Source organism: Nocardia sp. NPDC055050 (genome assembly GCF_053608345.1).
Genome location: NZ_JBSGVG010000011.1, coordinates 170967 through 183227, shown reverse-complemented (window position 1 = coordinate 183227; position 12261 = coordinate 170967). Strand labels below are relative to the sequence as shown.

The window sequence follows — 12261 nt, the reverse complement described above, 5'->3', positions numbered from 1 at the left end:
GTGACTTTCCAGCGAGCCCGCACCGACGAACAGCGCACCCAGCGCCGGCGCCAGATCCTGGACACCGCGGCCGCGATGCTGCGCGAGACACCGGTGGCCAAGCTCAGCCTCAACGAACTGAGCCGCCGCACCTGCCTGGCCAAGGTCAACGTGCTGCGCTACTTCGAGTCCCGCGAAGCCATCCTGCTCGAACTGCTCGACACCGAATTGCAGGAGTGGATCGGCGAACTCGATCGCACGGTGGGCTCGGGTACCGGGTCGGTGACCGAGCGTGGCGACGAGCTCGCCACGCTGCTCGCCACGTCGCTGGCCGCCCGGCCGGTGCTGTGCGATCTGCTCAGCGCCCAGGGCGCCGTTCTCGAACGCAACATCTCCACCGACCTGGCCATCGGCCACAAACATGCCGCCCAGCGATCGCTGAGCGCGCTCCAAGCCCTGATCTGCAGGCAGGTGCCCGAGCTTGGCGATACCGGGGCGGGCACGCTGATCGAGACGACTCTGCTGATGGCCATGGCCGCCTGGCCGTGCAGTCACCCTTCCGACGCGATGACCGCCGCTTACGCTTCCGATCCCGCGCTGGCGGCGATGCGGGTGAACTTCATCGATGTCGTGCGCCGAACCGCCGCAGTCGCGATCTCCGGTCTGATCGTCCGGCAGCACGATCGGCCCACCGACCTGTTTCGCCCATAACGTCGACCGGCCGGCGGCTCACCCAGGATCGCGGCAGTCAGCCCGCGCCGCCCGCCTCGGATCCGGCGGCCGCCGCGGCCTTCTGGTCGTGGTCTCGCGGGATCCGCAGAACCGTGGCCGGTGAGGGGTGGCGGCCCTTCTTCTTACCCGTGGCGATGACCAGACGGGCGGCCCGGGCAGTCTCGATCCCACCGAGGTCTGCGACAAGCCCGCGTACGACCTGTTTGGCCTACACCGTCGCCACGAGGCCTTCGCGGTGGCCCGGTCTGCGCGCTCGATCCAGGTAGGGCAGGACGCTCATCTCGAGCTGAACGGCTAGCTCGACGTACCCACAGCGCGCAGCGCATAGCTCGAGTCCACCAGCGCTTTCCACCGGTGTTCGGTCCGTGGCGCCTTCCAGGAGTCGACGGCGTGTTCGCGGTGGGGGTGAGCGGGGTGGTGTAGTGGAGTCCGAGAGCGTCGGCGACGCCCGGTGCCGGTGCTTGCAGGAGGAATTGCCGCAGGGCCGAGACGCGGCCGGGATGGCAGGGACGCCGGCCGATGGAAGATTGCCGGCCGAACGTTCCGGGCCGGAGCGGTTGGCCTGCGCGCGGGCCCGGGAACAGTCAGTGGGCCTTCGGGTTCGCCGCAGTGCGCTTGTTCGTGCGCTGGTCGATCCGATCGTGGACCAGGCTGGCGATGCGCGACATACGATTCCATCCTTGCCGAGTGATGAGGGGAATTCACACATTGATGACACGGCTCTGGGGTGTCACGGGGATCGCACTGACAGTGATGACCGTGGCCTGCGCTCCCACCAGCTACCCTGCTGACGCCATCGAGAACGCGAAAGTCGGGGACTGCGTCTTCCGCGAATCCGGTGCCTACGAGGAGAGTTACAAGGTTGTGCCGTGCGATTCGCAGCCGGATGACGACTTGGTCGACAGGATCCTTCAGATCAACACCGGCTACCACAGTGACGACAGCTGCCCGCGCCACACAACGTCCTACCTCAACACCCGCAAGGAGACCACCCTCTGCTTGTCGAGCTACGGTTCGTGGAAGTTCAACAACAAGCCGCCGCCATGATCGAACATATGCCGGGTCAGCGGACCGTTATCGTCGCGACGCATCGTCTGCACACGATCATGGCCGCTGACCACGTCGTCGCCCTGAGCGAAGGCCGGTGGTCGAGTCCGGGAATCCCTGGGCGCTCACCGAGCGTGGCGGTGCGTTCGCACGCAGGTTGAAGCGCCCGCTGAGCTCTGGGATCGACTGTGCCGCAAGGGTGCTCGTTCACCGGTCCAGTTGCGGCATCTGGCGGTCCAACGCCGCGAAATGACGCCGGGTCGCGAACCATTCCGCGCAGGTGATCGAGCACCACGCGGCCAGCCCGGCACCGGCCATGATCAGCACGGTGACGCCGATCGCGTTCATGACCGCGGCGATCGGTGGCCTCGGTGCGTCCACCGGGTCGCCGGATCGGTTCAGCCACACCGAGATTCGATCACCCTTGTCGACCGTGCGACTGACCGGCACGGTGGCCACGACCGGCCCTGAGGCACCGGTCCAGGTCACCTCGGCCTGCCGGATATGTAGTGAAGTGTATTCGGGCCGGTCCAGCACCAGTGCCTCGACGGCAGTCGTTTGCGCGTGCTCGACACGGATCCGCGCGGCGTCGTCGGAGTAGGCGACGCTGCCGACCGCACCGGCCACCGGCACCGCGGCCAGCACGACGACGACGGCGAGCAACCGCACCGCGGCGCCCAGCCGATCCGGCCATCGCATCAGCGAGTTGGTGTTCCACGGGCGGCACCGCCACCAGCGCGCCACGCGCGAGAACACCGCGTCGGTCCGGAATGTCGACGACGTCATCGCGATCACTCCCTTGCCCGGGCCAGCAATTCGGCTATCCCCTGCTCGATGCCCGCGCTGATCGCGTCGATATCGGGGGTGGTGTCGTAGTCGCCGGTGATCCCGAAGACGAGCTGATCGTGATAGCTGAGGATGGCGATCGTTGTGCGCAGGCGCATCGCGATGGGGATGCAGGGCAGGATTTCCAGCACCTCGCGTCCCCGCAATGACAGCACCCGGCGCGGGCCGACGACATTGGTCGCCAGGGCGGCGACGCTGCGCTGCGGGAAGTGCCCGGCCAGCTGGAAAGCTCGTGCCACGACCGCGTGGGGTAGCCATTCAGCCATCGCCAGCACCGATTTCTCCGCCTCGGCCTCGCCTTTCGCGCGGTGCCGAGCGACGCGATCGTGCACGGTGGCGAGCCGTTCGACGGGATCGGTGAGCTCGATCGGCAGGAAGGGCATCATCACCGAGACACGGTTGTCGGCGATGTCTTCGGCGCCGGGCGGCCGGACGGACACCGGAACCAGCACCCGCAACTTTCCGGCCGTCGGCTCCTCACCGCGCAGGGACAGCACCGCCCGATAGGCCGACGCGATAGCGGCCAGCACCACATCGTTGACCGTGACGCCGAAGACCCCGCCGATCTCGCGAGCTTCGGTCAGCGACGCCCTGGCGACCGCGAATCGCCGCTGCCTGCCGATGGGACCGTTCAGCGACGACGATGCCGTCGGGGTGAGCGCCGCGGTGACGACCGGGACCAGACCGCGCACCATCGAGAAGGCGAGCCGAGGCACCGTCAACGGCAACCGGAGAGTGCCGGCCACGCGGCCGGTTCGCGAACTGCGCTGTGCCGTCACAGGTTTCCGGTCACCACCCGGCGGCGGATCACAGAGCCGTTCGAACAACGCGATCCCCGAAACGCCGTCGACCATGCTGTGGTGGGCTTTGAGCAGCAAGGCCCAGCGTCCGCCGGCCACATGCTCGATGACCACGCATTGCCACAGCGGATGATCGCGGTCGAACCGCTCCGCCAGTTCGGTGGCGACGAGCTCGCGCAGCATCGGTTCGTCACACGGTTGAGGCAGGGCCGTCCACCGGCGGTGGTGAGCCAGTGCGAAATCGGGGTCGTCCTCCCACACCGCGGCCTTCAGCTCCAGCGGCGAAGTGCGGACTCGCTGCCGGAGACGTTCGTTGCGGTCGAGCGCGTCGGTGAGGATGGCGTCGAACTCCGCGCGGGTCGGCGCCGGTCCCGCCACAATCGCGACGGCACCGATGCCGAGGCTGATGTGCCGGTCGGTGTCCTCCAACTCCATGAACCCCGAATCCAGAGGATGCAGCTCAGTCATCAGATCGACCTCGAAGTAGACGATTGGGTGGGCCGGTCACCGCGGCGGGGACCTACATCAATCCTCACGCCGGGCGGTCGGGGACGGTAAGAGCAGATGGTCCATCGCCGACTGCCGAACGGCTCTGCCCTGCGGCCCGTCACATACGCTGTGCTGCCGCTCAGTGTCGTGAACGGTAAGGAGTACCGCGTGCCCCCTCGTCCTCGCCGTCAGCCCACGCAGGATCGAGCCGAGGCGACCCGGAACCAGATTCTCGACGCCGCGCCGGAGCTGTTCGGGGAGCGCGGGATCACCGAGACCTCGACCAACCGGATCGCGGTGGCGGCCGGCGTCAGCATCGGCACGGTGTACCGCTACTTCAGCGACCGCTCGCGATGCCGGGCTGGTGCGAGCGCTGATCACGGGCGTGCAGTTCTACCGCAGCGGCCTGCCGAAATCGAGCCGCGGCTGCGGGTGATCAAGATGCCGGTCATCTGCTCCTCGATGTCCGGAGGTGGCGTCGGCGAAGTAGCGCACGGCGCCGCTGGCCGTGACCCGCACGCGCCAGTCGCCGGTGCGGAAGTAGCCGGCCGTGGCCAGCGTTCGGTCGAGTCCATCCAGGTCGGTCGGCATGTTCGGCGCGAGGGGCAGGGACCGCGACCAGCTCGCGGTGGTGCGGGCGGAGATCGCGCCGTCGTCGGCGTGGTCGCAATAGACCTCGCTGCTGTAGAGATCGGCCGCGGCGTCACCGAAGTCGAGCCGGGCGATGACATACAGCTCGCTCGTCGCCATGAGAGTTCGGGGGCGATATCGGAGAACTTCAGTTGTCACCTGAGAACCTCACATCCTTGGGGCAGAGCGTTTCACGGGCCCCGATCCCACCATCCGCAATCGACGGGCAAATAGAGGATAAAGTCCCTTCGAATCAGGCCCTATTCCCATCATCGGAACTGGTCAGCCTGGTCGGCGGGCGTCTGAGGTGTCGTCGGCGAGGCTGATTTCGAGAAAACTGTCGAGGGTCCGGCGAGGGGTACGCGGTGGCGGTTCCGTGCGCGCACAGCCGATTCGCACCAGCACCTGTGGGTAACGCTGTCCGACAAGTTCGGCCACCTTGGCTCTGGCCGATGGAATTTCCACGACGTGGGAGATGGCGCAGGTCGAGAGGCCCTGCGCCGTGCACTCGAGCAGCACGGCCGAGAGCGCGCGTCCACAGTCGAGCAGGTCGGTCGCCGCATCTCCGGTGGTGGACAGCACCGCGACCATCGCCTCATCATTGCCGTCTCCGGCCGGACCCGCTGTCCCCGCCGGGAATTCGCGCCCGATCGGTATGCGGGATCGGTCGAGGGTGGTCGGCAGCACGGCGGCGGGCAGGCCGGCTCGGCCCGCGTCGGGGCCCGCGGTCCACCAGCTCAGCTCCGCTTGGTACTTGGGGTCGTAGCGACGGAATCCGGCGGTCATCGCCGAGATCTGGTGCAGTGCGGCCGACGCGGCCGGGTCGAGAAAGGTTGTGGTCGTGCCGGATCGGCCGGCGATGAACTCCAGAATCTGGGACGTGGTCTGCCAACCCGACGGCTCCGACATCGGCATCCGGTCGCTATAGCGCCGTTCGATCGCCTCGCCGAGTAGTTGTTCCGGTTCGGTGGGGTCGTGCGGGCACACGGGTTCGAGCGAGGCGAGGTGGCTGCGGACGGCCGGGTCAGGGAACGTGGTCACCCGGGTCTGCCACCCCGCCGCACCCCACGCGACTTCGGCGTGATTCAGCATCACCCCGGCCCCGACCACGCCTTCGCGGTTGAACATGTCGGTCGCGGGGAGCAGCCGCTCGGGGTCGACGGACAGCGCCGCGGTGGTGCCGTCCCACCGCCAGCGCCACGGTTGACTGTTGTGCAGCGACGGCGCGCGCGAGGCGTGGCCGAAAACGGTACGGACAGTGTCGATGTCAGGGCTGGAGCTGCTGGTCATCGGATACCTCGTCCTCTCCGATCATCAGGTCCTCGATCCGTCGCCGTGGCGTTTCGGGAGGGAGGTCGGCGCTGTCCGGCGCCCATCCGACGCGCAGGAACGCCTGCGGATAGATGGTGTCGGACAGCAGGTCGTTGCGGATCTCCGCGCGCTCGGCGGCGACCTCGAGCGGTTCGGTGAGCAGGCAGGTGGCGAGTCCGATTCCGGTCGCCGTCAGCAACACGCTGCTGATCGCCTCCCCCGCGCGCAACCGCGACAACCGATCGTCGGCACCGGTCCCGATCACCAGCAACTCGGCGTGATCGGGTCCGCCTGCCGGATCGGTGAATTCGGCGGCGGCGTACGCCCGGGGCGGGAAGTCATCGGCAGGCCCGCCGGGCGGCACATTGCGGGCGGGGACGCCGTCGGCGCTGCTGTGCCTGCCCGACCACATCGCGAGTTCGAACCGATAGGACTCGTCGGCGGCGTGAATTCTGTCCGCCTGCCGGGCAGCGGCCTTCACCCGTTCCCGGTCGCCGATCCGGCGCACCACCGCACCCAGTACCGCGGCCCGCTCGGTGAACAAACCGAGGTAGCCGGGCGGGACCGGCCACGAGGTGTAATGGCGCCGATCGGTCCGCCGGACGGTGATGGCCTTGCTCAGCTCGATGTCGAGCGCGGTGGGCCGGTGCGGTACCAGGGTCAAGGCCGCCAGGTGATCCGGTGCGGCGGGGTCGGGGATCCGGCGGATCACCGGCGCCCAGCCCATCGCCGTCAGCGCCACCGACAGGTGATGCAGGGCCGCACCGCAACTGATCACGATGTCGCGGTAGTCGGGATCGGTCGCGGGCAGCGCGCGGCCGGTGTCGAGATAGAGGTGAATGCTGTGGTCGGCGACGCGCCAGCGCCAGGGCTGCACATTGTGCACGGACGGGGCGCGCCCGGACAGCACCAGCGCCGCCTTCACGGTGTCGTCGTCAGGCAGTCCGCGTTCCATGGGTGTCCGTCCTTCGTCGAAACGATCCGTCCTCCCACGATCGCAGCAGCGCGAGGCACGGATAAGGGCACGACGACCCCGTTCGGAAGGACTTCAGGTCACCCGTCGGCCTGCCATGCAGCACTTCCTGGGCGTGGCCGGGGCGAGCAGGCTGAGAAGGAGCCGTACCCCCACAGGAAAGGTTCGATCATCGTGTTCGATCTGCATGGACGCAGCGTCGTCGTCACCGGTGCGGCGCGCGGCATCGGCGCGGCCGTCGCGCACACCCTCGTCAAGTCCGGCGCCGGGGTCGTCGTCGCTGACATACTCGACCGGGACGGCAGGTCCACCGCGGCCGAACTCGGCTCCCAGGCGGTGTTCCGCCATCTCGACGTCACCGATGAGAACAAGTGGCGGCACGTGCTCGACGACGCCGAAGCGACGTTCGGGCCGTTGGCGGTGCTGGTGAACAACACGGGCATTCTCGACTTCGGCGGTGTGGAGTCGGAATCACCGGCACAGTTCCGCCACGTCCTCGACGTGAAGCTCGTCGGCGCCTGGCTCGGTATGCACCGGGCCGCACTCGTGGTCCCCGCCTGACCGGCGTACCCGGTTTTCCGGTCGATTTCAGCACACCGCACCGGCGTGGACACCGCGGGCGCACGCGCCGAGTCCGTAGCGTCGGCCTGCGATCAGCCCACCAGCCAGAAAGGCCGACCATGACTCAGTACAGCGAGAACCCGCACCTGGTGTCGTCCGCCGCGGTGGTCGTCGGAATCGACGGATCGGACGGATCCGCCGCCGCCGTGCGCTGGGCAGCCCGCACTGCCGCCGCCCGCGAACGCGCGCTGCACATCGTGCACTGCACCGCGCCGATCGCCGACCGCACCCCGCGCAGCGCCTACGACGCGTTCATCTACGCCACGATGCAAGACATCCGGCTCGCCGCCGAACGCGTACTGACCGAGGCTCGCGAGCAGGCGCACACCATTGCCCCGGCGATCACCGTCACCACCGAGCTCGCCAACGGCAATCCGGCCCGGACGCTCATCGCGGCGTCGGCGCACGCGCATCTGGTCGTCCTCGGGGTCGCGCCGTGGGCGGGCTCGATCGCCCACCTGGGGTCGACGCTGCTCGCGGTGACTTCCCACGCGCAGGGCGCGGTCGTCATCGTGCGCGGCCCCGACCCGGACAGCCGGACCGGACCGGTTGTGGTCGGTGTCGACGGCAGTCATGTCGGCGAGCCCGCCATCGGCGCCGCGTTCGCCGAAGCGTCGCTGCGCGGAGTGGAACTGGTCGCCGTGCACGGCTGGAGTGATCTCTCGGGCGGCGAATTCGGTGGTGCCAGTTACCTATCGGTGCCGATCGCCGACTTCGAGACCGCCGAAGCGGCACTGCTGGCCGAACGGCTCGCCGGTTGGACCGAGCGATTCCCCGATGTCGTCGTGCGCCGTGAGGTCGAGGTGTACGGACCGCGCGAACGGCTGGCCGAATGGTCGCGAACCGCGCAGCTCCTGGTCGTCGGCAGCCGAGGGCGGGGCGGGTTCCGTGGTCTGCTGCTCGGTTCGACCAGCAACTGGCTGGTGCAGCACGCCGAGTGCCCGGTCATGGTCGTGCACCACGACTGACCCGGGCGATGAGGGCATTAGGTCCCCACCGAACGGGCGCAAAGACCGTCTCGGCAAATACCTGGCAAGGACGAGACTTGCTGGTATGAGCGATGAACGAGCCACCGCAGTCCCCGACCATCCCATGATCCGAGCGGCGATCCGCCTCGGGTGCCGCGCACCGTCGGTCCACAACACCCAGCCGTGGCGGTGGGTGTTCGACGGCACCCGGCTGCACCTGTTCCGTGACCACGACCGTCAGCTCACCGCCGCCGATCCGCATGCGCGCCAAGCGGTGATCAGCTGCGGTGCGGCACTGCACCACGTGCGGACCGCGTTCGCCGCGAAGGGCTGGCGCACCGACACCCTGCGGCTGCCCGACCCGACCCGGCCGGAGCTGCTGGCAACCCTCGAGTTCCAGCCGTGGCCGGACCCGCCGATGGGCGTCTTCCGCCGCGCCGACGCGATCACCCGCCGCTACACCGACCGGCTGCCGATGGCCGAACCCATCGGGTGGGGATCGGTCCGGCCGGCCCTCGACGATCTGGTCTCGCCGCACGAGGTCACCCTCGATGTCCTCGACGAGGACGCCCGCGAGCGCCTGTCGGTCGCCTCCGAGCAGTCCGCGGCCCTGCGCCGCTACGACATGGATTATCAGGGCGAACTCCACTGGTGGTCGGGTCATCCCAGCACACCGGAGGGGGTGCCGCCCTCGGCGCTGGTCTCGGCCTCCGAACAGGCCAGAGTGGGTGTCGCCCGGGCCTTTCCGAAGCCGGGCCCCTCGGCCAGACGCGGCGAACTGCGCGATCACGCCCGCCTGGTCGTGCTGACAGCGACGGAGGAGACACCGCCGACGTGGCTGCACACCGGGGAGGCGCTGTCGGCGGTGCTGCTCGAATGCACCGCGTCGGGGATGTCGAGCTGCGCGCTCACCCACATCACCGAGCTCACCGCGGGACGGCGGCTACTGAGCAGCCTGATCGGCCATCCCGGCATTCCGCAGGTCGTCATACGGATCGGGACCGCTCCCGACGACCAGCAACCACCGCCCACTCCGCGGAGGTCACTCGCCGAGATTCTCACGGTGCAATGACCAGACCACGACGACACAGGCGAAGGCGGCCACCGGATTCCGGTGGCCGCCTTAGTATTTCGCCGAGCCGTTCGCTGATCACAGTCTGCTGCGGACCACGATCGTCGGGATCTCCACCGAATGCAGGAGCGCGTTGCTCGTCGACCCGAGCAGCATGCTGGAGAAGCCACCTCGACCGTGGCTGCCGACCACCAGCAACTGCGCCGAAGCCGACTCGTCGAGCAGCGAGCGCACCGGCCGGTTCGCGACCACGATGCGGCGGACCGGCACGTCGGGATACTGCTCTGCGTAACCCGCCAGCGCTTCGGCGAGATCGGCCTCAGCCGATTGCCTGCCCATTTCCCACCCGAACGCGGGCAGATCCAGCGCGCTGGAATCGCTGAACGCGTGCAACGCGACCAGCTCCACCTTGCGCCGCGACGCCTCGTCGAAGGCGAGTTCCACCGCGGGCACACTGTTGGCGCTGCCGTCGACGCCGACCAGTACCGGCTGCGCCGCCGACACCGGATCGATCCCGGCCATGCCGTGGATCACCGCCACCGGGCAATGCGCGTGCTGGGCCACGGCGCGGCTGACCGAGCCGAGCAGACCGCGCTGAAACGCGCCGAGCCCGCGACTGCCGACCACCAGGATCTGCGCCGAGGTGGAGCGCTCGATCAGCAGCGGCGCGGCCAGCTCGAAACTCACCTCGGTGGTGATCGCGAGGTCCTCGTCGGGCACCGCGGCGCGGGCGACGCGCTCGGCCTCCCCGACGACCCGCTCGGCGTCGACGCGCAACCACTCCAGGTCCGCCTCACCCAGTGACATCCCGGGCCCGAACCCGGTCTGGACCGCGCCCGAGGTGAGAATGTGCAGTGGCAGGTGGTGCAGGGCGGCTTCGGCCGCCGCCCACGCGGCGGCCTGATACGAGCTCGCGGAACCGTCGACCGCCGCCAGCACCGGCCTGGGCCGGTGTTCGGCTTGGTGCTCGTCGCTCATCATCGCTCCTCTCGTCATCGCGATCGCGTGACGATCGCGCTCTCGACATCGAGCATCGTCGGGTCCGGCCCGCCGTATCAGGGGACAAGGTCATCGCGCGACCGGGCCGATCGGCCCCGGATCGGATCGGAACGCCGCCACCCCGGTTGCCAGCGTGGGGAACAGCCGATCGGGACCGATGCGTTCGGTGAGCCCGCTCGCATCGAGCTCCTCGCGTAGATCCTGTTTGACCCGCGCCATCGCGAAGACGATCCCGCGCGAGACCAGCTCGGCACGCACCTGTTCGACCGCGTCGAGCGCGGTGAGATCTACTTCGACATTGGCCTCGGCGCTGAGCACGAACCAGCGCACCGGTTCCCCGCTTCGCTCGCGCCACCACCCGACGGCGGCGAGCGCCCGCTTGCGGAAATCCTCGGCGTTGGCGAAGCACAGTGGCGCGTCGTAGCGGTAGACCACCAGTCCCGCAACGGGTTTCGCGTCGGGGTAGTCGTCCACGTCGTGCATGCCCGCGAGACCGGGAACGAATCCGAGCACCGCGTCGTGCGCGCGGGCGAGGCGGCGTAGCAGGTCGAACACCGACAGGGCGATCGCGACGAGAACGCCGTAGAGCACACCGAGCACCAGCACGGCGAGCACGGTTCCCAGCGCGAGCACCAGTTCGCTGCGCCGGAAGCGGGCGATCCGGCGGAACTCGGCCACATCGATCAGCCGAAGCGCCGCGTAGACGACCAGCGCGCCCAGCGCGGCATAGGGGAATCCGGCCAGCACGCCGCCCGCGCCGAACAGTACGACCAGCACCGAGGCGAGAGTCACGAGCGCGTAGAGCTGCGTGCGCGCACCGAGCAGGTCGGCGATGGTGGTGCGGCTCCCGCTGCAGCTCACCGGGAATCCGTTGGTCAGCGCGGTGGCCACATTCGTCGCCCCCAGTGCCGCCAGCTCGGTATCGGCCTGCACATGGGTGCCGTGGCGCGCCGCGAACGCCCGCCCGGTCAGTGCGTTGTCGGAGAAGGCGACCACCGCGATGCCGACGGCGGGCAGCAGCAACGCGGACACCTCATCGACACCGACACCCGGAAACGCCGGCGTCGGCAGACCGGCGGGAACCGCGCCGATCACGCTGATCCCGAGCCGCTGCGGCGAGATCACCGCCACCGCGACGGTCGCGGCCAGTACCGCGATCAGCGGGCCCGGTGCGCGCGGTGTCCATTTCGCCATCACCAGGAGCAGGAGCAGGACCAGCACCGAACCCGCCACCGCGGCGGTCGCGGGATGCCACTGGTCGATTTCGGCTACGAACGAGCGCAATTGCGCGGTGACCGACGTCCCGGTGACCGGCACGCCCGTGACCTGCCCCAGCTGGCCGACGATCATCAGCCCGGCGGTCCCCGCCAGATACCCGACCAGCACCGGATACGAGAGCAGATCCGCGAGCACCCCGAGTCGCACCAGTGCTCCCAGCAGGCACACCAGCCCGACCAGCAGCGCCAGCGCCGCGGCGAGCGCCGCATACCGTTCCGGGTCGCCCGCGGCCAGCGGTGCCAAGGTCACCGCGGTGAGGAGTGCGGTGGTCGACTCGGGTCCGACCGACAGTTGTCGTGAAGTCGCCAGCAGCGCGTACACCGCCAGCGGGGCGACCGCCGCCCACAGCCCCACCACCGGCGGCAGTCCGGCGACCGTGGCATAGGCCATGACCTGCGGGATCAGGTACGCGGCGACCGTCACGCCCGCGACCACGTCCGAACGCAGCCACGCCCGTCGATAACCCTGGAATTGCCGAAGACCCGGCAGCACACGTGTCCACACCGTCCCAGCATT

At 69.1% G+C, this 12261-nt stretch carries 13 protein-coding genes; 6 read left to right on the top strand and 7 right to left on the bottom strand.

The window, feature by feature from the left end; all coding sequences use genetic code 11:
- Complete coding sequence (locus ACWGCN_RS14590; RefSeq protein WP_452460022.1) at window positions 1-690, top strand: TetR family transcriptional regulator; 690 nt, start codon at window positions 1-3, stop codon at window positions 688-690.
- A gap of 732 nt (window positions 691-1422) precedes the next feature.
- Window positions 1423-1758, top strand: a complete 336-nt coding sequence (locus tag ACWGCN_RS14585; RefSeq protein ID WP_452460023.1) for a hypothetical protein — start codon at window positions 1423-1425, stop codon at window positions 1756-1758.
- A 207-nt stretch (window positions 1759-1965) separates the two neighbouring features.
- Here the strand turns inward: ACWGCN_RS14585 and ACWGCN_RS14580 are convergent, their stop codons facing one another.
- The 3 genes from ACWGCN_RS14580 to ACWGCN_RS14570 all read right to left on the bottom strand — a co-directional run bounded on the left by ACWGCN_RS14580 (window position 1966) and on the right by ACWGCN_RS14570 (window position 4210).
- Window positions 1966-2544 carry an Rv1733c family protein gene (locus tag ACWGCN_RS14580; RefSeq protein ID WP_378987211.1) on the bottom strand — a complete coding sequence of 193 codons (579 nt, stop codon included), beginning with the start codon at window positions 2542-2544 and terminating at the stop codon, window positions 1966-1968.
- Between the two features lie 5 nt (window positions 2545-2549).
- Complete coding sequence (locus tag ACWGCN_RS14575; protein WP_452460024.1) at window positions 2550-3872, bottom strand: wax ester/triacylglycerol synthase family O-acyltransferase; 1323 nt, start codon at window positions 3870-3872, stop codon at window positions 2550-2552.
- 209 nt (window positions 3873-4081) lie between these two features.
- Window positions 4082-4210 (bottom strand): hypothetical protein, encoded by a 129-nt coding sequence (locus ACWGCN_RS14570; RefSeq protein ID WP_452460032.1) that lies wholly within the window; start codon window positions 4208-4210, stop codon window positions 4082-4084.
- On the opposite strand from ACWGCN_RS14570, the gene ACWGCN_RS14565 reads away from it, so the two are divergent.
- Window positions 4161-4757, top strand: a complete 597-nt coding sequence (locus ACWGCN_RS14565) for a TetR family transcriptional regulator (protein ID WP_452460031.1) — start codon at window positions 4161-4163, stop codon at window positions 4755-4757. The two genes, ACWGCN_RS14570 and ACWGCN_RS14565, sit on opposite strands and share 50 nt — an antisense overlap.
- Before the next feature lie 48 nt (window positions 4758-4805).
- On the opposite strand, the gene ACWGCN_RS14560 is transcribed toward ACWGCN_RS14565, so the two are convergent.
- Both ACWGCN_RS14560 and ACWGCN_RS14555 read right to left on the bottom strand, forming a co-directional pair.
- The gene (locus tag ACWGCN_RS14560; RefSeq protein ID WP_452460025.1) at window positions 4806-5813 is read right to left on the bottom strand and encodes an Acg family FMN-binding oxidoreductase; all 1008 of its coding nucleotides are present in this window, start codon (window positions 5811-5813) and stop codon (window positions 4806-4808) included.
- Window positions 5791-6789, bottom strand: a complete 999-nt coding sequence (locus tag ACWGCN_RS14555) for an Acg family FMN-binding oxidoreductase (RefSeq protein WP_452460026.1) — start codon at window positions 6787-6789, stop codon at window positions 5791-5793. The genes ACWGCN_RS14560 and ACWGCN_RS14555 overlap by 23 nt, the downstream gene beginning before the upstream one ends.
- Window positions 6790-6981: 192 nt before the next feature.
- Between ACWGCN_RS14555 and ACWGCN_RS14550 the strand changes: the two genes are divergently transcribed.
- The 3 genes from ACWGCN_RS14550 to ACWGCN_RS14540 all read left to right on the top strand — a co-directional run bounded on the left by ACWGCN_RS14550 (window position 6982) and on the right by ACWGCN_RS14540 (window position 9468).
- Window positions 6982-7368 carry an SDR family NAD(P)-dependent oxidoreductase gene (locus ACWGCN_RS14550; protein ID WP_452460027.1) on the top strand — a complete coding sequence of 129 codons (387 nt, stop codon included), beginning with the start codon at window positions 6982-6984 and terminating at the stop codon, window positions 7366-7368.
- 119 nt (window positions 7369-7487) lie between these two features.
- On the top strand, window positions 7488-8396 hold the full coding sequence (locus ACWGCN_RS14545) for a universal stress protein (protein ID WP_452460028.1): 909 nt from the start codon (window positions 7488-7490) through the stop codon (window positions 8394-8396).
- A gap of 85 nt (window positions 8397-8481) precedes the next feature.
- Complete coding sequence (locus tag ACWGCN_RS14540) at window positions 8482-9468, top strand: Acg family FMN-binding oxidoreductase (RefSeq protein WP_452460029.1); 987 nt, start codon at window positions 8482-8484, stop codon at window positions 9466-9468.
- 78 nt (window positions 9469-9546) lie between these two features.
- Here the strand turns inward: ACWGCN_RS14540 and ACWGCN_RS14535 are convergent, their stop codons facing one another.
- Window positions 9547-10446, bottom strand: a complete 900-nt coding sequence (locus ACWGCN_RS14535; RefSeq protein WP_378987232.1) for a universal stress protein — start codon at window positions 10444-10446, stop codon at window positions 9547-9549.
- A 90-nt stretch (window positions 10447-10536) separates the two neighbouring features.
- Complete coding sequence (locus ACWGCN_RS14530) at window positions 10537-12249, bottom strand: SulP family inorganic anion transporter (protein WP_452457190.1); 1713 nt, start codon at window positions 12247-12249, stop codon at window positions 10537-10539.
- Window positions 12250-12261: the final 12 nt, after the last annotated feature.

Bases quoted from the DNA above. Each gene is read 5' to 3' on its own strand.
- ACWGCN_RS14585 (WP_452460023.1), top strand. From the start codon at position 1,423: ATGACACGGCTCTGGGGTGTCACGGGGATCGCACTGACAGTGATGACC.
- ACWGCN_RS14575 (WP_452460024.1), bottom strand. From the start codon at position 3,872: ATGACTGAGCTGCATCCTCTGGATTCGGGGTTCATGGAGTTGGAGGAC.
- ACWGCN_RS14540 (WP_452460029.1), top strand. From the start codon at position 8,482: ATGAGCGATGAACGAGCCACCGCAGTCCCCGACCATCCCATGATCCGA.
- ACWGCN_RS14545 (WP_452460028.1), top strand. From the start codon at position 7,488: ATGACTCAGTACAGCGAGAACCCGCACCTGGTGTCGTCCGCCGCGGTG.
- ACWGCN_RS14580 (WP_378987211.1), bottom strand. From the start codon at position 2,544: ATGACGTCGTCGACATTCCGGACCGACGCGGTGTTCTCGCGCGTGGCG.
- ACWGCN_RS14570 (WP_452460032.1), bottom strand. From the start codon at position 4,210: ATGCTGACGCCGGCCGCCACCGCGATCCGGTTGGTCGAGGTCTCGGTG.
- ACWGCN_RS14560 (WP_452460025.1), bottom strand. From the start codon at position 5,813: ATGACCAGCAGCTCCAGCCCTGACATCGACACTGTCCGTACCGTTTTC.
- ACWGCN_RS14535 (WP_378987232.1), bottom strand. From the start codon at position 10,446: ATGAGCGACGAGCACCAAGCCGAACACCGGCCCAGGCCGGTGCTGGCG.
- ACWGCN_RS14555 (WP_452460026.1), bottom strand. From the start codon at position 6,789: ATGGAACGCGGACTGCCTGACGACGACACCGTGAAGGCGGCGCTGGTG.